Source organism: Mesorhizobium sp. IMUNJ 23232, from assembly GCF_044326205.1.
Taxonomy (GTDB): domain Bacteria; phylum Pseudomonadota; class Alphaproteobacteria; order Rhizobiales; family Rhizobiaceae; genus Kumtagia.
In genome coordinates this window covers 1-22,291 of record NZ_JBIRCY010000043.1, presented here as the reverse complement: position 1 = coordinate 22,291, position 22,291 = coordinate 1, and the positions used below count along the sequence as shown (strand labels likewise).

The following is a 22,291-nucleotide window of genomic DNA, read 5'->3' as shown; positions in this document are numbered from 1 at the left end:
CCGGTGCCGACCTAGTCGTCGACGACCGCGGTGCCGACGAGATTCACCGCCGCGGTGCGCGGGTCGATGATCTGGGAGCGGATATCGGTGTTAGAACTTTGACCCACGGCGCTGTTGTCTTCCCAGGACACCATCACCCTTCCGTCGGCGAGTTCCGTCACCGAAGGAGCGCGCTGATCGAGCAGCGTCGTCGTGTTGATTACGAACTCGCCGCTCAGATTGCCGCCGGTCAATCCGCTGATGACCTTGCCGCGAATGTGCGAGAACGATCCGTCGGTCTCCAGCGCGCTGCCCTGGTCCTGCCAGGCAACAAAAATGTTCCCGTCGGCGAGGCCGATCATCGATACGGTGCCTTCGTTCACGTTGGAGTCACCGTCGACGAGCACGTCGTTGAACTGAGGCACGCCGGTGGCGCTGAAGATGCGCAGGCGCACGTCCGTGTCATCTGCGTCGAAGACATGAGTCCAAGCCACGGCGAAACCGCCATTGGCGAGCGCCGTGACCGTCGGTGCGAACTGCCGGTCGAGCGTGGTCTTGTTGACGACGAACTCGTCGCCGACTTCCGCACCGTTGGCGTCGAACATCTGGCCGCGGATATGCGAGTTGGAACCGTCCGTCTCACCATCGCCGCCATTGCCGGCGTCCTCCCACACGGTGACGAAACCGCCGCCGACCAGTCCGACCGTCGAGGACGTGCCCTCGAAGCCGAGACTGCCGTCGATGGCAAATTCATTGGCGCGCTCCGAGCCGTCGGCATTGAAGACGCGTCCATGGACGTCGATGTCACCGCCTCCGGAGTCGGTGCTCCAGGACGCGACGAAGCCGCCATCCGCCAGCGCGCTGATCGACACATCGCTCTGCTCGAGGGCGGACTGCTCGTTCAGCAGGAATTCGATGCCGACCTTGTTGCCAGCGGCATTGAATATCTGGGCCTTGACGCTTGAGCCCGAGCCGTCGCCGCCGTCGTCGGCACTGGGATGATCCCAGGCGACGACGTAGCCGCCATTGCTGAGCGCCGTCACGGTCGGATTGCGCGCGTCGGACAACTCGTTCGTGTTGACGATGAAATCAGAGCCAATCTTTGCGCCGGTGGCGTCGAAATGCTGGACTCGCACGCTCGCGTTGCCCAGCGGATCGGACTCGTCCTCCCAAACGACGACGAATGTGCCGTTTGCCAGCGCGGCGACGTTCGGATGGCTCTGGAACCCCGCGGTCGTCGTGTTGACGACGAACTCAGGGCCGAAGAAGGATGGTATCGACATTGCAGTAACTCCTGGTTGATCGAATTGCGAACCGGCGGTTCGATGGCGGCAGGAGATACAGGCGACGGCATCCAGGTTCTTGGACGCAAGCGAAGGAAAGATAGGACTGGAACGAAAGCCGGTCCGGCGCCGGCGACCGCTACCCGTCCGATGACATAATGCTGAAACGAAATCGTCGCATGCGCGATATCGTCCTGTAACGCTGCCGCTGCATACCGCCGGCGGAGCAAGCCCATGCAGACCGCCGCCGCAGCAGCCCCCGTGAACCGTTTCTCAATCGCCGACTGGCCCGAAAAGGATCGGCTGGGGATGCTTCACGATGTCTACACGGGCGCGCTGCTGGAATGCGACATAGCCCCGGCCGACGGGGAACTTGCGGAATTCACGGCAAGCTCGCGTCCACTGCCGGGGCTCGACATCCTGTCGGTCGCCAGTTCGGGTCTTCGCGTCCGCCGCTCGAAAACGCAGGTCGATCCCGAGCACATCTATCTCAACATCAATCTGGCGGGCAGCAGACACGTCTCGCAGCAGGGCCGCGAGGCGGTCTCCGCCGAGGGCGAGGCCATGTTCATCGCCGGCGGCGCCGGCGTCGACATGACCATTGCGCCGGGCGCGCGCTTTATGACGCTGAAGATGGAAATCGCGGCGATCGAGCCGCTGGTGCCTGACTATGGCGACCGCTTGATCCAGCCCATTCCGAGCAAGAGCGAGGCGCTGCAACTGCTGTCAGGCTATCTCGGGACGCTGGACAAGACGGAGATGCTCGCCACTCCCAATCTACAGCGCGTCGTGGCGACGCATGTCCACGACCTCGCCGCGCTGACGCTCGGTGCGGCCCGTGACGGTGCCGATCAGGCGCGCGAACGCGGCGCGCGAGCGGCAAGGCTCCAGGCGATCAAGGCGGACGTTGCCGCCAATCTCGACGGCGACGTGTCGGTCGACGCCGTCGCCCGACGCCATCGCGTTACGCCGCGCTCGGTGCAGATGGCGCTCGAAGTCGAGGGGGTAACCTTCACCGATTTCGTCCTCGGCCAAAGGCTTGCCCGCGCCCACCGGATGCTGTCCGATCCGCTGCGCGTCGGGCAGAAGATCAGCACGATCGCCCTCGACGCGGGATTCGGCGACCTGTCCTACTTCAACCGGGTGTTTCGCCGCCGCTTCGGCGTTGCGCCTTCGGAGGTGCGGGCTGTTGCCAGTTTGAGCAGCAAGCCGCTCGAACCAGATCATTGACGGTTTCTGGCGCTCGGACTGCGCCGGATACAGCGAGACTCCCCAGAGAGAACAGCAACCGAGGTATCTCAATCAATGGCGGGTGTCGGAGCGAGCAAGCCGACCAACCATTCGATACCCGGATCCCGCATTGCAACCTGCTGCGTGACGACATTCAGCGTAAACGTTCCGAGCGGCAGCGGCGGTTCGACCGCCACTACTCCGAAGCGGGCGGCTTGCATTTCAACGAAGCGCCTCGGCAGTGCCGATATCAAATCGGTGGCCGCCAGCACGGCAAGTGCGAACATGAAATTTGGAACCGTCAAAGCGACACGTCGCGAGAGCCCTTGCCCCAACAGGATATTGTCGACGAAGCCGTGCGGGTCGCCAGTTTGCGAAACAACAAGATGTTGCATCGCGCAGTAATTCGGCAGGCTCGGATCGGCCGCGAAGGGGTGTCCTGCGCGCGCTGCGACAATGAAGTCTTCCCGATAGAGCGGGTGGCGAGCGAAGCGGGCGGGAAATTCCTCATTGGGAACGATCGCCACATCCATCACGCGCGCCTCAAGATCGGCCAACGCATCCTTCCAGGCGATAACGGGCGACGTCTCGCCTTGCCGAGGCAGCAACTGCCGAATGCCGATGGCGACGCGCGGGGCTGCGCGCGACAACTTTTCCATTAGCGGCGGCAAGAAGACGGCCGAGACACCGTCAGGCGATCCGATGGTGAAGCGCCGAGTCGAGGTTGCTGGGTCGAACGGCTGCGCCGTGGCGACGACACTTCTGACACGTGACAGGATATCCGCAACCGCATTGCCAAGTTCTTCCGCGCGCTGGGTCGGGACGACACCCTTCGGGGTCTTCAGAAAAAGCGGGTCTGCCAGCAGCAGGCGCAGGCGGCCGAGACCATGGCTGACCGCCGATGCCGAGAGGTTAAGGCGCTCCGCCGCGCGACCGACATGGCGCTCCTCGAAGACGACTTCGAACAGCACCAGCAGATTGAGGTCGGCTCGGGAGAGATCAATTTCGTGCAGCATATTGCTGAAATCATATCACTGGCATCAGGATAACGAAAGTGGGAGGAGAGGCCGCGTTCGGCACGGGCCGAACAAAGACCCAACCGATATGAGATTTTGGATGTTCACGTTCAGCCCCAAGTCGATGCCAAGCATCAAACCAAAGCGAAGCAGAGCGACAAGGGTTTCGCGCCGCGCAGCGATCGGGCTCACTCTTGCTGCTCCTATTTCCGCCGGCGCGGTGTATGCGTCATCGGAAGCGGATTCCACGCTTGCCAAAATCATTCGGCGCACAGAGGAGCAGGCCGAATCCTTCATGGCCGGCGACATGACGCGATGGGCCGCACTCATCAAGCTCTCCGATGACTTTACCTTGATGCAACCCTTCGGCGGGCCCACGAGCCACGGCTTCGACGACAGCCCGAAACATCTGGCCGAGCTTGCGGCCTACTTCCGCAACGGCGGCGGCAAGCTGGAGGTGATCCAATCCTATGTGACCGGCGACATGATTGTCCTCGTGATGGTCGAGCGGCAGCACGGGAAGGTCGGAGGACTGCCGGATCAGGAATGGTCGTTGCGCGTCACCCAGGTTTACCGCCGCGACGGCTCGGACTGGCGGCTGGTGCATCGTCATGCCGACCCGTTGACCAAGAAGATCAGCCTCGAGAAGGCAGCGGCGCTGGCGCGAGGAGAATGATGTCTGGAATGATCGCGCCCGTTCCGTCAGCGCTCCGTCGCTTCCTCGGCCAGCGCTGCAGACGCAGTCCTGCGATGCTGTTGGCGCCAATGCTTGGTGTGGGTGCTCAAGTGATCGACAAAGGCGCGGACATGCTGTGCACGACGAAGTCGTTCCGGATAGACGATCCAGATGCTTGGCGTGACGTGTTCAACGGGGCAGCAAAAATGAAGATCATGCCTGGCGTCTCCAACCGGCATTGGAAGAATGCCTACAAAATCGTTTCCGGCGATGGCGTCGACCAGTGTTGCCGTGCTGTTGGTCGAGTAGCTGATGTTGACATTGGCATGCCATTCCCTGAACAGCACTTCCGCGCGTCCGGCGGGCGTCGCCAAAGGACGGCGGAGCGCCTCGTCCATTGTCCGCGGCGCTCCGTGCCGCTCCGCGTAGCCGACACTGCAGTAGAACGCCCACGGGGTCTCAGCGACCTTGCGAGCGATCAGCGCAGGCTCATTCAACGAGAAACCACCGCGCAGCGCCACGTCGGCTTCACCTCCGATCAGGTCCAGTTTCCGGTCGCTCACCTCCAAGGCAATGCGGATGTCGGGGCGCTTCCGGGCGAATTGGGTGATCGCTGTTTGCGCAATCTGCTCGACCATCCAGTCGCTCGTCGTAAATCGGATCAGACCGCGCTCGGTTCGCAGGGCTTCCACCGGCCGGCCAAACGCCTCGGCGCCTGCCTCCACAAATTGGGCTTGCTCCATCAGGGCCGAGCCTTGGGACGTCAATTTGTAGCCGCTCGCCGAGCGTTCAAAGAGTGTGGTGTTCAACGCACGCTCAAGAGCAGTGATGCGGCGCGCGCAGGTCGTCTGGTTTACATCGAGGGCGCGCGCAGCGCCAAGCGTCGTTCCGCTGCGCGCGACAGCGAGGAAATAACGCAGGTCGCTCCACTCGAAATGCATGGCAATCCCGGTTCTGCAGTTGTGCAGAAGATTACTGCAATACGGTTGATTTCGTGTCGACCCCAACCCCGTCTAACTCAACGCATCCGAATGAGCGCGGAGAGGCAGGAAACTGGCTTTATCGACGAGACTCTCGGCAGGCCCGATCGAGCGAACACGAAGAGACAAGAGCGGGCCGAGTTCTTGAAATCGTAGACCAGGTCGAGCGCAGTCCGCGCTCACCTTCCGAATCATAAATCCGGCCAACGCGCCCGCAGCTCTCTCCGCTGACGATGCGATGCCGTATGGCTGAGGAGCTGACAATGCTGGACATGCCAAAAACCACCATCCGGCGCGCGAGCCCAGGGGACGTGCTCGAAATCTCCGATCTCATCGGAACGGCACTGGCGCGGTTTCTTACGATGAGGCGTGAACCGGTGGATCGCTACATCGCCCATTCGGGTGACATCGCTGACGGCTGGAACAGCGGTGACGTGCTGGTCGTCGAGGATGCCGAGGGTATCGCGGGCACGGTAACCTACATGGCAAGCCAGCGCAGGCGGGACAGACTTCTGCCCGAAGCCTGGGCGACGTTCCGCACTCTTGCCGTTCATCCGAGGGCGCGCGGTCGTGGCCTCGGGACCCGGCTCGTCAATCATTGCATCGAGGCAGCCCGGACCGAGGGCGCCCCGGTCATCGGCCTCCACGCCGGCGCCTTCATGGCCACGGCTAGAGGCACCTTTGACAGGGCCGGGTTCGTGCGATGCCCTGAACAAGATTTATTCGCCTCTTCTCTCCTAGCCTTTGATGCGTCGGAAGGCGACCTGTTGATCGCGGCCTATCGGCTCGACTTTGATGTCGGCACCAGACGGAAAAATCATCATGGATAAATTCTATCTGCTGCTGTGGTCGTTGCTGTCGTTCTGGGAACTCGGGCAGATCTGGTTTGCACAGGTCGTCGTCTACCCGCTGTTCGCGAAGGTCGGCGAGACCGACTATGTCGCCTACCACCGCTACTACACGAACCGAATTCCTTTTGTTGTCATCCTGCCAGGCTTTGCGAGCTTCCTGCTGCCGACCGCGCTTGCCTTCTTCGGCCCAACGGTGCCCACATGGATGACGGCTACCAACATCGGCTTGGGCATCGTGGGCCTTTTGGTCACCGTTGGCCTGGAAATCCCTCGACATGGCGAGTTGGAGAAGTTCGGCAAAAACGAGGCTCTTATCGCCGAACTCATCCGCTACAACTGGCCGCGAACGGCTTCGATTACTCTGCAAGCGATCGTAACTATGCTGATGCTGGTTCACGTGACTGGGTTGCGCTGACCGGCAGCGATGGACCGACACACAACAAGGCAGCGGCGATGCGCTTTGAACCGGCTTGGCCCAGAATAGGCCAGGCATTCTCCGGCTCTCTAGAGCGCACGACCTAAAGCCAACCCCGATCCGACTGGAACTCGATCGCGCCGGCACCGCCGGATGGCGACCCCTGCCGCTTGGCCGGCAGTAACTCGCCGCGCTTCGCGGCAGATCAAACCTTCGAAAGGAACACATTATGGCTACTGTCAATGACGGAGGCAACAACTTCCTACAAGGCTCCGCCTTAGCCGACACGATCAACGGCTTCGGCGGCAACGACACGCTTGTTGGTTTCGGTGGGCTCGATGTCCTCGATGGAAGCGTGGGCACCGACACTGTCGACTACAGCGCGTCGGGCGCAGCCGTTTTCATCGATCTGGTGAACGGAACAACAGACGGCGGCGATGCCGAGGGAGACACTCTTGTCTCGATCGAGAATTTTATCGGCTCGGGTTTGGACGACGGGTTTTTTGCCGACAATGGCAGCAACACCATTTTCGGTGGCGCGGGCAATGACTTCGTTCTCGCCAACGGTGGCAACGACGTGATCGTCGGCGGCGCCGGAGGTGATACGATCTCTGGCGGCGACGGAGCCGACATCGCCAGTTACGAGGGCTCAAATGTCGGTGTCGTCGTCAACCTGCTCACCGGCAACACGGGCGGTGGCGACGCGACCGGAGATATCCTCAGTTCCATTGAAAATCTGCGTGGATCATCGTTCGGTGACACGTTTATCGGTGACAACGGCGACAATCGCATCGAAGGCGGCGGCGGCGACGATATCATCGACGGCCTCGGCGGCAACGACGTCCTCATCGGCGACGCTGGCGTGGACAGCCTGTCGGGAGGCGACAACAACGACTTCCTGGTCGGCGGCACGGGTTCCGATCTGCTCAGTGGCGGCGCCGGCATCGACGCGGCGGATTATTCAGGTTCGGCTGCCGGTGTGACCGTCAAACTAGACGGCGGCTTTGGCAATGCTGGCTTTGGCGCGGGCGGCGATGCCGAGGGAGACGTGCTTGGAAGCATCGAAAATCTTCAAGGTTCGAACCATGCCGACATCCTCGAGGGCGATGCATTGGGCAATGCCATGAATGGTCTTAATGGCGATGACACGTTGCGTGGTCTTTCCGGAGACGACATTCTCGCAGGTCAAATCGGTGCGGATACGATCGACGGCGGCGATGGCGTCGACACGGCGGCGTATGATTCGTCCGGCGCAGGCGTCAACGTCTCCCTGCTGCTTGCCATCGCGCAAGGTGGCGACGCGCAAGGCGATACCCTCATTGGTATCGAGAACATCAATGGCTCGGGTTTCGCCGACGTCATCAGCGGCGACGGTGCCGACAACCGGCTGCTGGGGCTGAGCGGTTCCGACGAACTCAGCGGCTTCTCTGGCAATGACCGATTGGAAGGCGGTGCGGGCATCGACCGGCTGTCCGGTGGCGACGGCGACGATATCCTTATCGGTGGGGCTGATGGCGACGACTTGTTCGGCGACGAAGACAGCGACCTCCTGGTTGGCGGCTCCGGCGCCGATCATCTCGACGGCGGCCAGGGCATCGATGTCGCCGACTATTCTGGCTCATCGGCAGCCATCATACTATCGCTCTCGTCCAACACGACCACGACGCGGGCGAATGACCTAGCAACCCTCGGAGCCAGCGGCGGCGATGCGGAAGGCGATGTTCTCGACAATATCGAGCAGGTGCAAGGCAGCGTCTTCGATGATGACATTGAGGGGGACGCTCGCTCCAACAAGCTCAACGGGGGCGACGGCAGCGATCTCCTCAAGGGTGAAGACGGTGGCGATACGCTTGATGGCGGGGCAGGCAACGACATTTTGGTTGGTGGCCAGGGCAACGATCTCTACATCGTCACTCAGGCGGACAACGTCAGCGAAGTCGCTGGCGAAGGGAGCGCCGACCGCGTCGCGGCGCTTGAGAGCTTTATCCTAGACGGCGGCGATGACATCGAAATCCTTTCGACGACAAACACCAAGTTCGACGCAGCCATCAACCTGACTGGCAACAAGCTAAAGCAGGAGATTCTGGGTAACGCTGGCGCCAACATACTGCACACCGGTGGCGGCGCCGCCGACGTAATGAAGGGTTTTCTGGGTAACGACACCTACCGTGTCTTAAACTCCGCCGATGTTGTCGTCGAAACCGCGAAAAACGGCTCCGATAAGGTGGTCGCGGCGGTGGACTATAGGCTCGGCACAGGCGTCCATGTCGAGATCCTGCAGACCAACGGCTCAGCCGGCACCTCGTCGATCGATCTGACCGGCAATGAGTTCGGCCAGCAGATCACCGGCAATGCAGGCGCCAATCGTATCGAGGGCAAAGGCGGCATCGACACCCTTCGCGGCGGCAGCGGGGCGGATACCTTCGTCTTTGCCTCGACGCTAGGCGCGGCAAACGTCGACAAAATCGTCGACTTCAACGTGCCGGCCGACCGCATGCTTTTGTCTGACGCGATCTTCAGCGCGCTCGACACTGGCACGCTTTCGGCGACCGCGTTTCGAGCTAACGAAACCGGCCTGGCACAGGATTCGACCGACCACATCATCTACGAGCGGGACACCGGCAAGCTCTTCTACGACGCCGACGGGCTCGGCGGTTGGGCGGGCGTCCACTTCGCGACGCTGACCGTCGGCCTGGCACTAACCAATGCCGATTTCGCGGTGGCATAGATAAAATGTCACCCCGGTTGTAGCCGCTCGGTCAACTCGCGGAAAGAGACCGCTGACCATATTGCAATTTGCCCTCGGCCTGGCGGTCGTAAGCATGGCGATTTGACACATCGGAAGTCACAGGAGAAAGTGACGAACTCCTCCTACGGCATAAGGCGTGCCAAGGTTGCCTTAAGCGATCGTGCGGCATGCGGCGGCTACGATCGGCTCGTAAACCTGTTCACAAGTTTGGAGATCAAGGCGACTGCGACCTCCGCTTTAAACGCCGGGTCTCTCTCTGGGCGGTCTCCCTACCGCCTGTGTCGGAATGAGCCTGCTGCCGACCTCCCTCCGGTGGCAGGCTCATTACTATAGATTGCTTCGCCCCGCGGGCCATCCGGCTGTCGAGGTCGACCTACAGCGCAAAGCCTCGTAGCCATGCGCTACCGGCTTTACCGAAATGTATGGCGTCGCGGACCGCCATAGGATGCCCGCACTTTGCGCGAAGGCCACAAACGCCTCACGCGCCGCCTTCGGCCCGCATGCCCTGACCGCGCGCCTCGCATCCTTCCGCTGCTGTGCCGTACGACAGCCCGCGCCTCGCTGGCGGCCACGCCTCCAGGAAGTCCCGCATTTCGGACAGCGAGGAAATCTCGATCTTCTCACCTGGTGTCATGGAAATCATGACAGGTCCGAACAACAGCGTATTATGCATCGTAGGCCTCGTTTTGCAAAGGAGCGGCGCGGACAGGACTGCCTTGCATAAGACCGTCAAAAACTCAGACGCGCCCCCGGAGGTTCCTTCGGGTCACACCTACGTGAAACAAGCCGGCAGGGAGTCGGGGCAATGCCTCCCCGCCGGCCGGCAGGTCACGTCTTGGAAACGCCATTGAGATTGTAGCCCGCCGATCGTGACACGTAAAAGGAACGGCTTTCCAAAATCCTCACTTTGCCAGCACGACGGCTCCCTAGAGAGGCGCGCCCGGAGCGGTGATTTCTTACGTAGAGGAAAGCCAAAGAGGATTCCCCGCTCCTGGTCGCGGTGCTTGTCGGCGCCGTCCTGCTCTCAAGTCCGGGGCGCCTACAACCGCGAGGAGCGCTGGCAAATGCGTGTGCGCATGATGCAATGGTACAGTGACCTTCTGGAGAAGGAAGGACGAGAAAGCCGGGCTGGCTAAGCTGGATTTGTCGGATTGCTTTGCGTAGAAGGCCACCGGCGCCTGCGACGTGAGTCAGTCCGCAACTTTCCGCATCATCCGGACTTCGCGCACCAGCGACGACCAATCCACACCCAACATTGAGACGAGTTCCCGAGCCTGCTTTTCGCTGATGCCGGTGTCTCACACCAGGCGCTGAGCTAAGGCCAACCGCGCGCCGCGTTCGCTAACCATTTTGTCCGTCTCCATCGGAGCAAAATAGTAGGTGTGCGTTTCCGAACAGTGCCGGTGCAACGTGCGAGATAGTGCTTTTGAAACAGATGTGCCCCGCCTGAATCCCGAACGCCGCGCCGAACCGTTCCCAGTCTTTGCCATCGTCCCGTTGGTCGGCATGCTGCTGTTCAATCTCGGCCTGGCCGCGTGGGCGCTGCTGTTCGGCTAGCCCTTTGCCTCCACTTCATTGCGGCAGCAAGAGCACGACGAAGCTGCGCGACCAGCGCCTCAATGCTGCGCGGCGTCCATTTCTTCCTGTGCGTCCCCATCAAGGGCGAGCTTGTCCAAGTCCAGTCCGTCGAGCATGCGCACCGCGTTTTCGGCCATCACCGGATGGACGCCGACAGCGTTGAAATGATCAGCGGCGGCATGGAGACCGGCCTGTATCCGCTCCTCCGTCACGCCGGGAATTGTCAGACCAAGGGTGATTTTCATCGGGGTCGCTCCGCAAAGAGCCCTCATACCCCTAGTGAACAAAATAAGAACGAAGGAGTCAAGAGGCTGTTGACTCCCGAAGGAATGGGTTCCTATCTTGGATGTGAAATCTAGGAGACGACACCATGCCCGGCCGACACAAAGGCGCCGCTACATTGACGCAGGTCCAAATAGGCATGGTGGAGGGTGGCGCAAAGAGCCTCCAGTACAGCACCCAGCGGGCTCGCGAGGGCCTACGCCCGTTCTCTGAGCACTATCAGGCGTTGATGAACCTCGACGACGAAATCAGGATTGCGCTCAACATCATCGACGGCCGGCCGGCTGATCATCGAGGTTTCGCCGTCACGCCCGGCTTCATGGCCGACTTGGCAAAGCAGCGCTGAGGCCGCCGGCGGATGTCCGATGCCGGAGCCGTATCACTTCAAAAAGCGAGGGTCTTACAAGCTTTCCGACTGCCATCGGAACGGCCATCTGATCCATGTCCGGTGCAATTTTTGCAAGCTGTCCCGGTACTACGTGCCGGACGATCTGCAGAAGATTTTCAGCGATATCGAGGTCGACGATGTCGTCTATCAGATGCGCTGTGAACGCGGCGGCCGCGACCACCACCTCACCCTATCGGCGGAGTTGGTCTCAGCCGACAAACGTCAGGCGCTCACGATCCGACGGCTCGACAAGATCGTCTATGACCGCCGGGTGATATGGCGGGATGAGCGGGGGTAGCGCGGCCCGGGAGTTGGTAGGTCAAGCGCGCTCAAAGATCCTGCGCCACGGCAAAGCGCTCGATGTCTTCCAATGTCGCTTACTACGAAACGGTCGGTTGCCCATCACCACGTCGCCGCAGTGATTGCGGACAACAAAGCCGCGCGATAGAACGTCTCCTGCGCTTCAAGAATGAAGCCACCGCGGTGCGCGCGCGGACGCAAAGTATCTTCGGACGGCTCCGTCCGAACTGCCGCCCTTACCTTTGCCACTTCACTTCCAAATGGCCAAGGTGAAAAAATTGCGACGTTCGTCACCACGGAACATGCGTTTGCGCTACGGCCCTGCATAACGAAACAAAATCACCGGCTGCATGTTACGCAAATGTCGCGGCTTTCTGTTCCCCACCCCATGGAGACGCGACGAACCCAGATCCTGCCCGTCATCGCAAGGTGGCGGGCTTCTTTTTGTGGCGATGAAACAAGAACCTGCGCCGCCAATTATTAGACGACCGAGGCGGCCCGACGACCGCCAAAGTTAAGCCACCGCGACGTGTCCCTCACCGACGCGGTGGGCTTTCTCACCAAAATGGTTAGCTCGAAGGCTGCGGCCCTATCACAACGGCTACCACCATGCCGGCGGTTGCCAGAACGCCAGGTGAAATGGATGAATGCCTTACCGATGGCCAGGAAAGTCAGATCAATGGGCGGTATAAGCACCGTCGACCAAATGAAAACTCCCGGTCACAAAGCTTGCTTGATCCGAAAGAAGGAAGCAAACCAATGACGCCACCTCTTCAGGTTTCCCGCGCCTGCCCATCGGCTGGAGTGTCAGCATTCGCCGAACCGTCGCTTCCTCAAGGTATTCGGAGAGCAGTGGTGTGTCGATCCAACCGGGACCGACCGCATTGATGCGGATACCCATTCTCGCATACTCCATTGCGGCGGCCTTAGTCAGGCCCACGATCCCGTGCTTGGCGGCAGTGTAAGCCGAGGCAGTTGGCAATCCGACGGAGCCCAGAACGGAGGACATGTTGACGATGGCGCCGCCGCCCCGCTGTTGCATCGCTGCGATTTCAAACCTCATGCAATAGAAAACGCCATTCAAGTTGACGTCCATCACATGGCGCCATTCATCCAGCGGGTAGTCTGCGGTGGATGCCCGAGCGCCGCCTATCGCCGCGCTATTGACCGCTAAATCCAGTCCACCGCATTCTAAAACTGCAAATTCGACCAGAGATTGTACTGCATTGGCGTCGGCGACATCCACTGCCAGGTCGTAAGCAATGCCCCCCATCGCACGTATTTCATCGGCAACCTGGTGCGCCGCGCCGGCGTCGATATCTGCCGCAATCACCTTCGCTCCCTCCCGTGCGAGTTGGCGGGAAACAGCGGCGCCTATCCCGGAGCCCGCACCAAATACAATCGCGACCTTCCCCTCGAAGCCTGGCTTCATCGTCGCTCCCTTTGGGAGGCTACTATATCACTTGGCGATGGCAGGAGGCAGTGTCTCATAGAACCTCATCGGCGGTGAAGGCTGAAACGCTCACGTCCTACGGCTTGTTCCGACAAGCCTGCCAGCGTCAATTCGGTCGAGTTAAACGATCGTGTTGGAAGACATTGGCGCCACTGACGCGTCCCAAGACTTGGCCACGAAGACCTCGAATGTTAGGATGCACGCGGGTCAGGGGTCATTGATCAGCGAAATGAGTGCAGAAAACATCGCCCGGCGTGGGCTCTTGCTGGTTGGCTTGGCGCTAATGGCCAGCGGATGCATCCCATCGATCGGGGGTTTTCGAGGGTCATCGTCGACTGTGACGCTAGATCGTCGGTACAAACGGCAGCGCGTAGCATATGAGTCCGCCGAACCGGCTGGATCGATTGTTGTCGATACGTCTCAGCGTTTTCTCTACTCAATCGAAGGTAGCGGCTATGCGATGCGTTATGGAGTCGGTGTGGGTCAAGAAGGACTTACGCTGAAGGGTCGAGCGACGATCGGACGTAAGGCGGTCTGGCCGTCCTGGACGCCTAGCGCAAGCATGATAAGGCGGAAGCCGCGATTGGCGCAGTACGCCGGTGGGGTTTCAGGCGGACCGAACAATCCGCTAGGCGCGCGTGCGCTTTATCTCTATCGTGGGGGACATGATACAAGGTTTCGACTCCACGGCACGAATGAGCCATGGACAATTGGCACGGCGGTGTCGAGCGGGTGTATTCGTTTGACCAACGATGACATCATAGACCTGTACGAGCGCACTCCGGAAGGCACCACCGTGATTGTCATCTGATCCGAGATTGGGCACGCTTTTTAGGCCCTATCGCTAACAGTCGCTTCATTTGGGCAAGCGGTGTGTCCTTCCTGCACTATCCTTTAGGGTCATTCGCGCTAACTATGGACTGGTTACGTTGCATTGATTCCGCCTGGGAAGGGATACCCAATGAGCAGAACTCTGATCGCAGTAACCGCCGCCATCGCCACTCTGGGTCTCAGTGCTTGCACCACCTGGGACATTGGCAAAGGTAAAGGTAAGGCTCCGGCACCCGCCGTCGTGGAAACGGCACCGGCGCCAGTCTACAAATAAGGCATCCGCCATATATGAGCCGGAGAGGCCTCGCCTCTCCCGGATGTGGCCTGTGAGCTTGAGCGGTCGTAGCGAAATCGGATCGTCAGCTATGGGCCGAGGCGTTGCCATTTGGGGTTCGAGAATATGACGCTTGCCGGCTACCGTCTGGCGTGTGTTAGTTTGTGCGCCTTGGTGATGTCGGCCTGTCAGTCGAGCGACAAGAGCCCTCAACCGCGATTCGTGTCCGCGTTCGCTGGTCCCAATGCGCCAGCTTCGGTGCTGACGGCCCCTGCTCAGCCGCAAGAGATGGCTTCGGACGCCGCTCAACGCGTCGACAAAGGATATTTTATTGAGTTTCGCTCCCGTTACGCTCTCAGCTACGGCCATACCTACGTTGTCTTCGGCCGGACGAATTCGGCTGGTGCGATGATCAATCCGGAGGTCGCGGGCCTGCATCCGGCGTCGACCAGCAATATGCCCTACGTTCTGGGGCACTTCGTACCGGTTCCAGCCGAAACTGGATGGAGCGACGGCGACCTTGAGGAGGAGTACCGATCGGCTAGCTGGCGGGTAATGCTGACTGCAGCCGAATACAAAGACGTAGTGGCGAGCATCAGGAAGATCCAAGCCAGTTCACGGACGTGGCAAGCATCGGTATACAATTGCAACGCCTTCGTAGCGTCGATCGCGCAATCCATGGGGTACAAGACGCCCGGCATCTGGCTACGACCGCAACAGTTCGTAACAAAGCTGCGAGAGATGAACACAGGTTAGTGTGCGGAGGTTGGGCTCGGCGGCTGGTCACGCGTTCCCAAGTCCGCACACGTCGAGACAACGTGTAGGCCTGGTGTGAGCAACGTATTGACTCTCTCCGGTGAGATTATCTGGGTGATCGGAATAGTTGCGTGGTATGTCATCCGATATCCATTCGAGCGCCGAGCAAAGCGTATTCGCATCGTCAGCAGTAGACGGTCACCTTCCGAAAGGGTTGGGCTCGTATCCGCGCTCTTCGGATTAGCGATCTGTCCTGCGTTCTATGTCGCGACCGGATTCCCGGGGGCAGCAGACCGTCCAGCTTCGGTCTGGGCCATCGTCCTTGGCACGATCCTCTTCGGAGCGGCACTCGTGCTTTTCCGGATATCACACAAGCAACTCGGCCGAAACTGGTCTGTTACGCTGGAGATCCGCGAAAAACATAAACTCGTGTCTGGAGGGCCGTATCGGTTGATACGCCATCCAATGTATACCTCCTTCCTGCTCATGGCGCTTGGCCAGGCATTTTTGTTGTCAAACTGGCTTGTGGCCGTGGCCGGCCTGGTGGGGTTTGCGATTCTCTTCTTCCCGCGCATCGGAAAGGAGGAACAAATGATGATAGAAAACTTCGGCCCGCAATACCTTGCCTATATGGAGCGGACGAAGCGGCTTATCCCATACGTCTATTGATATCGGTTGCCGTCGGAGACATCGGCCACCGAGGCGTTCAACGCCGCAACATGCCGACGCAAGGCATAGGGAATACTTAGGCCGTAGAGGTCACGCCATGAAAGGCCGAGTTCTCAAGCTTTCAGCACCAAGGCGTCTGGTATGCGACTTGATGCGGTTCTCGATTTTGGTGCCCCGCGTCACCGTTCAGCGTCGCATGAATTTAGGCAGGCTCTTGGAGAGGCGTGACGCAATAGACTCCAGGCCGTCATGGACCGCGATCTTTCTGAAAGGATATGCACTGCTCGCCGCTGAGACGCCCGAGATGCGTCGCGCCTATATCAAATTCCCTTGGCCACAGCTTTACGAGTACCCGTCGAACGTGGCCTCGATCGCACACGAACGCGACTGGGAAGGTGAACGGGCAGTATTGCTTAGCCGCATCAAGGAACCGGAGCGTCGGTCGATCGTGGAACTCGATGCGTTGATCGAGGCTGCCCGTTCCCGTCCGATCATGGAAATCAAGGAGTTCCGGCAAGCCCTGACGTTCGCTGGCATGCCAGCAATACTCAGGCATCCTCTCATGTGGCTGGGACTAAACATTGGCCGGCAGCGAGCGAATTATTTCGGCACGTTCCAGCTTTCGGTCTATTCCGGCCTCGGCGCCGAATCGCTCAATCCGCTTTCTCCTCTGACGACGCTGTTCAACTACGGCAGGATCGACAAAAGCGGAAACGTGGATGTTCGGATCCACTACGACCATCGAGTCATGGATGGGGCAAACGTCGCCCGCGCCCTGGTAAGGTTCGAGGCCATACTCAACGAGATAGTCTCGGACGAGCTGACGCGGCTGGCGGCCAGCGGGCGGAGGGATCCAGCGAATGACCAATAGCAGTGATGCCCATTCACCGGGAGGGCGCACTGGCGTTTCAGTCGATAAGCCTGGCTCGTCGCCATTCGGGGCATTGCAACCAGCGATCGTCATCACCGGCGGCTCTGCCGGAATTGGCAGGGCCATGGCGATTTCTGCACGCCGCGAGCAAGGCACGGTCGTGCTAGTTGCTCGTTCGCCGGAGAAATTGAATGCCGTGAAAGACCAGATCCGGCAAGCCGGTGGCAAGGCGCTGTCTTTCGCGCTTGACCTTGTCTCCAACGATGCACCGGCGCGCCTGTCGGAATTCCTGTCGAGGCACGGCCTTGTCTGCGACGTACTTGTCAACAGCGCCGGCTTTGGCCTACGAGGCGAAGCCGCGAAACTGCCAATCGACGAGCAGCTTGGCATCATCGACGTCAATATACGGGCTTTGACCGGACTGACGCTACACTTCCTGCCGGGGATGATGGCCCGAGACCGGGGCGGTGTGATCAATCTCAGTTCAGTGGCCGGGTTTCTTCCTGGCCCCCATATGTCTGCATATTACGCTAGCAAAGCGTATGTCAGATCCTACTCGAACGCGCTCCACGAGGAACTGCGCCGCACAGGGGTCACGGTCACCTGCGTTTCACCCGGTCCTGTCCGGACGAAATTCCTTGAAAAGGCCGGGGCCAGGAGAGCACCGCTCTTCAGATTTCTTCCCAAGGAGGAGGCGGAATTCGTGGCCGGCTGCGCGTGGCGAGGCTTCAAACTGAGACGCAGGGAGGTCGTGCCGGGTATCTCGGCAAAACTGACCGTATTTGCCGCATCGATCCTGCCGACCGGAGTTCTACTGCCGCTTGTAGGCAACCTACAACGCACGCAGAAATAACAGACATCTCAGGTCGAAGATAGCATTCCTTGACCAGGCCCCGCGGAAGAACGCCGCCATCAAACGCGATTGAAAGCCGCCGTCGCCGCTCGCGTTGGCATTGATCGTCGCCCGCATCTCCGACTGGCCAACTTTGGCAGGGCTCCGAATCCAGATTAACGGCGGAGTTCTCCGAGGATTGGTGCGAGGTAGTCGGTAGACCAACCGGCCATTTTACGCCTGAGCTTGATGGATCGCTTGTCGTTGACGGCCCTGACGAGGTTGAGGGCGAGGTGTCGCACGATGGCCATGTTGAGGGCGCCGTGACCTTTACGCAGCCGCGTGATCGTCGTTGAAGGTCACATCGAGGGTCCAGTGGAGAGCGTTCTCGACGAGCCAATGGCCGCGCACGGCAGAAGCGGCCTGGTGGGCGTTGAGGGCAGCGGAGGCGATGAAGTATCGGGTGTCGAAACGGCAGCGGTCCTTCAACTCGGTGCGCAAGCGGACGCGGATGATGGTTCTCGCCTGGGGCAAGCGCAGTTCGCCGGGAAAGCGCCTGTTTCCGGAAAGCCAATCGGTCTCGCGTGAGACGGTGACGGTGCGTTCCTCGATGCGGCCATGGCCCTTGTCGAGGTCGACGGCGCTGTCGGGGCTCTCGGGCGGCGCATCGTCGAAATAGGCTTCGATCTCGGCCCTGAGCGTGGGCTGGTTGGCCTTGACGGCGAGCAGGTAGTCGGCGCCGGCTTGCCTGATCGTGGTGGCGATTGTCGCATTGGTGGCGATGGCGTCGATCGAAACGAGCGCTCCCTTGAGGCCGTCATTGGCCGCCAGACGCTCGACAAGCACGGGGATTGCGGTCGTCTCGTTGCTCTTGTCGCTGACGGCTTCCTGCCCGAGCACGAGCCGCGCGGTCGTGGCGAAAGCCGAGACCAGATGCAGCGGCGCGCGGCCTTCGCTGCGATCGTGGCTGCGCCACGAGGTCTTGCCGTCGATGGCGACGAAGTCCGGCCTGTCAGGCCAGGTCTCGCGCACCCATGCGGTGAAGGCGGCCGAGAACAGGCCGGGATCGATGCGGTTCATCAAAAGGGTCAGCCAGCGGCCGCCCGGCACGCCGTGGTGGTAGGGCAGATAGCGGCGCAGAAAGTCCAGATGCGCCGCGCCCCACTCGGCAATCCCGTCATAGTCGTCGCAGTCGCAGATCGTGCCGCAGACCACCAGCAACAGCACTTCCGGCAAGGGGTGAGCGACCCGCCAGCCGTCGCGCGGGTCTTCGATCGCCGAAAAATGTTCGAGCAACGCCTTCAGGCGCGGCTTCTCGAAACCTTCGAGGACGGCAGTCGACATGCAGGTGCTCCGAATCAAGGAGCCCCATCGAATCAGATCACACGCAACCCCGAAACCGCCGTTAACCCGAGTTCGAAGCCCTGCCAACTTTGGCTTGGCGATTGTCAGACCTGGTAGGTTCTGGGGCTGGGGCCTAGCCCGGTTTCCAAATTCTTATCGACTCTCTGTCCGTGCTCTGATGGCTTCTGCTGAGCGGCCGGGGGAACCGGGTCGAGCAAAGTCGGCTCGGCTGTCGCAGCTTTAGCCTCAGGCAGTTTGCCGTCTGGGCTCAGCTCGTCAACGGCCTCCGGCAGGTTGACGGCCAAGCGCCGTAGGATTTCTTCCCGAGACAATCCCGTCTGCACGTAAAGCGCGGCAAGTGTATCCTCGTCGATCGCAGCTTCTACGTGGGCGGGGTCGAGTGGCGCGTTGGTGCCTTTGCTCACCCACGTGTCAACCTTTTCACCCATCCCAGCATTTCGGAACCGATCGATAATATCTTTCAGCCCACCGCCACCGAGTATGCTCTCCGCCTGCCCGGGATTGTTCGGATCGCCTGCCTTCGGATTCCATGCGTCAGCGATGCGGTCGCGGTTTTTGTACAGGATAACGCCAAGGGCCGCGAGCAGAACCTTCCCGAGCATATTCGCCATTTCGTCCTCCTAACCAGTGCAGGAAACCGAAGCGCGAAGCAGCCAAATTAGTTCCAAGAGCCCCGGTGGAACATCCATCATCGGCCGCCGTTGCAGGGGAAATGGAGCCCACGATGCCCGGCAAAGTAAAAAACCTTCATCGCCAGATCATTCGCGAGCCAGAGGCAGCCGGAACGGAGATTAATCGGCCTGACATAGCCGGGAACGACGCTGGCGAGGCGCCGGCGCATCCTGACACAACCGGCGAGACGAAGCCGGGACCGGATACGTGTAAGAGCACCGCCGGCAATCGTAATCCTGGGCCTCGGAAGGCAGGGAAGACGCCGAGGCCAACTGACGAGCCGGGAGCCTGAGACATGGGCACGTTGCGAAGTGCTGTCGCGGAACTGTTGCCATCCTGGCTTCGGCCAAAGCGGCCTGCACCGACACCCCCGGCCAGCACGCCGCAGGGAGGCAGTCACCCGGCTGGTGGCACCGGAAACACATCCGGGACGAGCGGGCCTTGACGATGGACAAGGGCAATCCGCACGATGAGCCTGCCGACGCGATCCAGGCCATAGTCAACCCCGCCGCGCACTTTGTCGGCGAATGGATGAACGAACACGTCGTCGAGAAGCCGATCGAGGTGCCAAGCGGCGGCGATCAGGTCACGGAAATCGCCGAGCAGTGCGTCGCAGATGCCAAGGCCGAGGGCATCGATCCCGAGGAAATCGAGGCCGAGATTGGAGACCTCAAAGAATACATCGCCGAAACCCTCGTCGAAGAGCATCCTGCTTCGGGCCTCGATCCGCCTCGCATCGATAAGTCTGCGCCTAGATGTGGAGCCTCAACAGGTTGTCCATGGTCAATCCGAGACGACTGATTGGCGTTTTGGCGTTTAGGCTTCCGTGTGGCCTGTGCCAATTGTAGCGGTGGAGCCAGACGGGCAGTTCGGCGGCTCGGTGTTTTGAGGTTGGGTAAGCGAGGGCATGGGCCCATTCCTTGAGCGCGGTCTGGATGAAGCGTTCGGCCTTGCCGTTGGTCTTGGGCGTATACGGCTTGGTGCGGATGTGCTTGAGGCCACGATCACGGCAGGCCCTGGCGAAAGCTCTCGACCTGTAGCAGGAACCGTTGTCGGTCATGACGCGGGAGACGGTGACGCCGAGGCTGGCGTAGTAGGCGAGCGCCGCCTCGAGAAAGGCGACGGCGCTTTCTTGTCGTTCGTCCGGCAGGATCTGCGAGAAGGCGATGCGCGACGCGTCGTCGATCGCGACATGGACGAATTCCCAGCCGGCGCCGCGGGATTTGCCCTGGCTCGGATCGCCGGTGATGCGGTGGCCGACTCGGTCGAACCGGCCAAGCTTCTTGATGTCGATGTGGATCATGTCGCCCGGTTCATCGCGCTCGTAGCGGCGCACCGGCTCGGCCGGCTCAAGGTCCTTCAGCCGCGACAGTCCGGCCCCCTTGAGCACTCGGCTCACCGTCGCCGGCGAGACGGCAACCACACTTGCGATGTGCTTGCCGGTGAAACGCTGGCGCCGCAGCGCCACGATCCGGTCGGCGACCGCCTGGCCGGTCACGTTCGGGCTGCATCTCGGCCGCGACGAGCGGTCGGCCATTCCAGCGCGGCCTTCGGCCCGGTACCGCTCCACCCATCGCTTCACAACCTTCGCCGTCACTGCGAACTGCAACGCCGCCTGGGCTTGGGAAAGCCGCCTTCTATGACCGCAAGCGACATCTCCTCTCGACGCAGCGGCGTGAGACGGGCATTCTTATGAATGTTCATTCGGACCCTCCGACGAATCTGAAGCTTGGTAACTCCAGTCTCCTCGGTCAGGTCCGAATGGACAACCTTCTGAAAGCTCACACCTAGAGCATCGGGCGGGAAGAGCGAATCGTGGGTTTCGCAGTCGTTGAAAGTCTGATTCCATGGCGGCAGGAGGTGGTTGCCATCGGAAAGCCGATTTCGTCGGATTTGCGGGAACGTATCGCGCGGGGTGGGGAAGCTGGCCAATCACGCCGGGCGATGGCGGCTCGGTTCGAGGTTGCGCCGTCGACGGCGGTGCGGCTTCAGGCACGCTACGCGGCGACCAGGTCGGTCGCGCCGGCCAGGCAGGGCCGTCCCGCAGGCTCTGGCAAACTTGGTCCTTACCGCGAGGCCATTATCGGCAAGGTGAAGGACAAGCCTGACATCACCATGCCGGACCTCGCCCTCTGGCTCGAGTCTGAGCACGGGGTGAGTGTCGACCCCTCGAACCTGTCCAAGTTGCTGTGCCGGCAGGGCTTCACATATAAAAAAACAGCTGCTGGCCTCGGAGCAAGAACGCAGTGACGTGAAGGCGGCGCGCCGTGAATGGCTGGAGCGCCGCCAGCCCTTCACGCGTGCTCAGCCGTCCCGGCTGGTGTTCATCGATGGTGAGGCGGGAAAGAAATCGTGGATGGACCCGCGATTTCCCGCCGAACGGTGTGAAGACCAACATGACGCCGTTGCGTGGACGCAGCCCTTGTGGCGAACGGCTGCCGGCCCACGCCCCGTTCGGCAAATGGCAAACCCAGACCTTCATAGCGGGCCTGCGGTGCGACGAAGTTATCGCTCCATGGGTTATTCAGGGGGCGATGGATGGCCCCGCCTTCGATGCCTATGTCGAGACCCAGCTGGCGCCCTGCCTGAGACCCGGCGAGGTGGTCATTCTCGACAACCTCAACGTCCACAAGAGCCCGCGCGCCGCAAAGACCCTCGCAGAGGGCGTCGCCTGGTTCCTGTTCCTGCCCAAATACTCGCCTGACCTCAACCCGATCGAGAACGCATAGCCGGGAAACCTCTGAAGGTGAGGTTCCGTTGATACCACGCATTGGCCACAAAGCGCTGATTCTGTTGGCCCAATGGATGGCGAATCGGGATGAGCCAGAAGCGAATACACAT

23 protein-coding genes and 2 pseudogenes are annotated in these 22,291 nt (G+C 60.8%); 15 read left to right on the top strand and 10 right to left on the bottom strand.

What is annotated here, in order from left to right; translation table 11 throughout:
* Window positions 1–11: 11 nt before the first annotated feature.
* Complete coding sequence (locus tag ACH196_RS26255) at window positions 12–1,262, bottom strand: hypothetical protein (RefSeq protein WP_396649879.1); 1,251 nt, start codon at window positions 1,260–1,262, stop codon at window positions 12–14.
* A 234-nt stretch (window positions 1,263–1,496) separates the two neighbouring features.
* On the opposite strand from ACH196_RS26255, the gene ACH196_RS26250 reads away from it, so the two are divergent.
* Window positions 1,497–2,492: an AraC family transcriptional regulator gene (locus tag ACH196_RS26250; RefSeq protein ID WP_396649878.1), complete on the top strand. Its 996-nt coding sequence runs from the start codon at window positions 1,497–1,499 to the stop codon at window positions 2,490–2,492.
* A 68-nt stretch (window positions 2,493–2,560) separates the two neighbouring features.
* On the opposite strand, the gene ACH196_RS26245 is transcribed toward ACH196_RS26250, so the two are convergent.
* Window positions 2,561–3,508: a LysR family transcriptional regulator gene (locus ACH196_RS26245; RefSeq protein WP_396649877.1), complete on the bottom strand. Its 948-nt coding sequence runs from the start codon at window positions 3,506–3,508 to the stop codon at window positions 2,561–2,563.
* A 220-nt stretch (window positions 3,509–3,728) separates the two neighbouring features.
* On the opposite strand from ACH196_RS26245, the gene ACH196_RS26240 reads away from it, so the two are divergent.
* On the top strand, window positions 3,729–4,184 hold the full coding sequence (locus ACH196_RS26240; RefSeq protein WP_396649926.1) for a YybH family protein: 456 nt from the start codon (window positions 3,729–3,731) through the stop codon (window positions 4,182–4,184).
* 26 nt (window positions 4,185–4,210) lie between these two features.
* Here the strand turns inward: ACH196_RS26240 and ACH196_RS26235 are convergent, their stop codons facing one another.
* Window positions 4,211–5,125, bottom strand: coding sequence for a LysR family transcriptional regulator (locus ACH196_RS26235; protein ID WP_396649876.1), 915 nt, complete (start codon window positions 5,123–5,125; stop codon window positions 4,211–4,213).
* Between the two features lie 302 nt (window positions 5,126–5,427).
* On the opposite strand from ACH196_RS26235, the gene ACH196_RS26230 reads away from it, so the two are divergent.
* The 3 genes from ACH196_RS26230 (at window position 5,428) to ACH196_RS26220 (ending at window position 9,158) form a co-directional block, all read left to right on the top strand.
* On the top strand, window positions 5,428–5,994 hold the full coding sequence (locus tag ACH196_RS26230) for a GNAT family N-acetyltransferase (protein ID WP_396649875.1): 567 nt from the start codon (window positions 5,428–5,430) through the stop codon (window positions 5,992–5,994).
* Window positions 5,987–6,430 (top strand): hypothetical protein, encoded by a 444-nt coding sequence (locus ACH196_RS26225; protein ID WP_396649874.1) that lies wholly within the window; start codon window positions 5,987–5,989, stop codon window positions 6,428–6,430. The genes ACH196_RS26230 and ACH196_RS26225 overlap by 8 nt, the downstream gene beginning before the upstream one ends.
* A 229-nt stretch (window positions 6,431–6,659) precedes the next feature.
* Window positions 6,660–9,158, top strand: a complete 2,499-nt coding sequence (locus ACH196_RS26220) for a calcium-binding protein (RefSeq protein ID WP_396649873.1) — start codon at window positions 6,660–6,662, stop codon at window positions 9,156–9,158.
* Window positions 9,159–9,657: 499 nt separating this feature from the next.
* Here ACH196_RS26220 and ACH196_RS26215 read toward each other — a convergent pair whose 3' ends face one another.
* On the bottom strand, window positions 9,658–9,852 hold the full coding sequence (locus tag ACH196_RS26215) for a DUF982 domain-containing protein (protein WP_396649872.1): 195 nt from the start codon (window positions 9,850–9,852) through the stop codon (window positions 9,658–9,660).
* Between the two features lie 943 nt (window positions 9,853–10,795).
* Window positions 10,796–11,002 (bottom strand): hypothetical protein, encoded by a 207-nt coding sequence (locus ACH196_RS26210; protein WP_396649871.1) that lies wholly within the window; start codon window positions 11,000–11,002, stop codon window positions 10,796–10,798.
* A gap of 125 nt (window positions 11,003–11,127) precedes the next feature.
* Between ACH196_RS26210 and ACH196_RS26205 the strand changes: the two genes are divergently transcribed.
* Window positions 11,128–11,385: a hypothetical protein gene (locus ACH196_RS26205; RefSeq protein ID WP_396649870.1), complete on the top strand. Its 258-nt coding sequence runs from the start codon at window positions 11,128–11,130 to the stop codon at window positions 11,383–11,385.
* A gap of 19 nt (window positions 11,386–11,404) precedes the next feature.
* On the top strand, window positions 11,405–11,725 hold the full coding sequence (locus ACH196_RS26200; RefSeq protein WP_396649869.1) for a hypothetical protein: 321 nt from the start codon (window positions 11,405–11,407) through the stop codon (window positions 11,723–11,725).
* Between the two features lie 678 nt (window positions 11,726–12,403).
* On the opposite strand, the gene ACH196_RS26195 is transcribed toward ACH196_RS26200, so the two are convergent.
* A complete protein-coding gene (locus tag ACH196_RS26195) occupies window positions 12,404–13,159 on the bottom strand; it encodes an SDR family NAD(P)-dependent oxidoreductase (RefSeq protein WP_396649868.1) in 756 nt (251 codons plus the stop codon).
* A gap of 250 nt (window positions 13,160–13,409) precedes the next feature.
* On the opposite strand from ACH196_RS26195, the gene ACH196_RS26190 reads away from it, so the two are divergent.
* From ACH196_RS26190 to ACH196_RS26165, 6 genes are all read left to right on the top strand, one after another.
* Entirely contained in the window at window positions 13,410–13,991 is a 582-nt protein-coding gene (locus ACH196_RS26190) for a L,D-transpeptidase (protein WP_396649925.1), read from the top strand.
* Window positions 13,992–14,141: 150 nt separating this feature from the next.
* Window positions 14,142–14,285, top strand: a complete 144-nt coding sequence (locus ACH196_RS26185; RefSeq protein WP_396649867.1) for an ABC transporter — start codon at window positions 14,142–14,144, stop codon at window positions 14,283–14,285.
* A 126-nt stretch (window positions 14,286–14,411) separates the two neighbouring features.
* Window positions 14,412–15,041, top strand: coding sequence for a hypothetical protein (locus ACH196_RS26180; protein ID WP_396649866.1), 630 nt, complete (start codon window positions 14,412–14,414; stop codon window positions 15,039–15,041).
* A 75-nt stretch (window positions 15,042–15,116) separates the two neighbouring features.
* Complete coding sequence (locus ACH196_RS26175) at window positions 15,117–15,710, top strand: protein-S-isoprenylcysteine O-methyltransferase (RefSeq protein WP_396649865.1); 594 nt, start codon at window positions 15,117–15,119, stop codon at window positions 15,708–15,710.
* 97 nt (window positions 15,711–15,807) lie between these two features.
* A complete protein-coding gene (locus ACH196_RS26170; RefSeq protein WP_396649864.1) occupies window positions 15,808–16,581 on the top strand; it encodes a hypothetical protein in 774 nt (257 codons plus the stop codon).
* Window positions 16,571–17,434, top strand: a complete 864-nt coding sequence (locus ACH196_RS26165) for an SDR family NAD(P)-dependent oxidoreductase (RefSeq protein ID WP_396649863.1) — start codon at window positions 16,571–16,573, stop codon at window positions 17,432–17,434. Before ACH196_RS26170 ends, ACH196_RS26165 begins: the two co-directional genes overlap by 11 nt.
* Window positions 17,435–17,589: 155 nt before the next feature.
* On the opposite strand, the pseudogene ACH196_RS26160 reads toward ACH196_RS26165, so the two are convergent.
* From ACH196_RS26160 to ACH196_RS26145, 4 genes and pseudogenes are all read right to left on the bottom strand, one after another.
* Window positions 17,590–18,757, bottom strand: a pseudogene (locus ACH196_RS26160) (ISAs1 family transposase).
* A gap of 104 nt (window positions 18,758–18,861) precedes the next feature.
* The gene (locus tag ACH196_RS26155; RefSeq protein WP_396649862.1) at window positions 18,862–19,389 is read right to left on the bottom strand and encodes a YidB family protein; all 528 of its coding nucleotides are present in this window, start codon (window positions 19,387–19,389) and stop codon (window positions 18,862–18,864) included.
* 457 nt (window positions 19,390–19,846) lie between these two features.
* Complete coding sequence (locus ACH196_RS26150; protein WP_396649861.1) at window positions 19,847–20,158, bottom strand: hypothetical protein; 312 nt, start codon at window positions 20,156–20,158, stop codon at window positions 19,847–19,849.
* 43 nt (window positions 20,159–20,201) lie between these two features.
* A pseudogene (locus ACH196_RS26145) lies at window positions 20,202–21,154 on the bottom strand (IS481 family transposase).
* 111 nt (window positions 21,155–21,265) lie between these two features.
* Here ACH196_RS26145 and ACH196_RS26140 point away from each other — a divergent pair.
* A complete protein-coding gene (locus tag ACH196_RS26140; protein WP_396649860.1) occupies window positions 21,266–21,700 on the top strand; it encodes a transposase in 435 nt (144 codons plus the stop codon).
* Between the two features lie 17 nt (window positions 21,701–21,717).
* The gene (locus ACH196_RS26135) at window positions 21,718–22,179 is read left to right on the top strand and encodes a transposase (protein ID WP_396649859.1); all 462 of its coding nucleotides are present in this window, start codon (window positions 21,718–21,720) and stop codon (window positions 22,177–22,179) included.
* Window positions 22,180–22,291 lie beyond the last annotated feature (112 nt).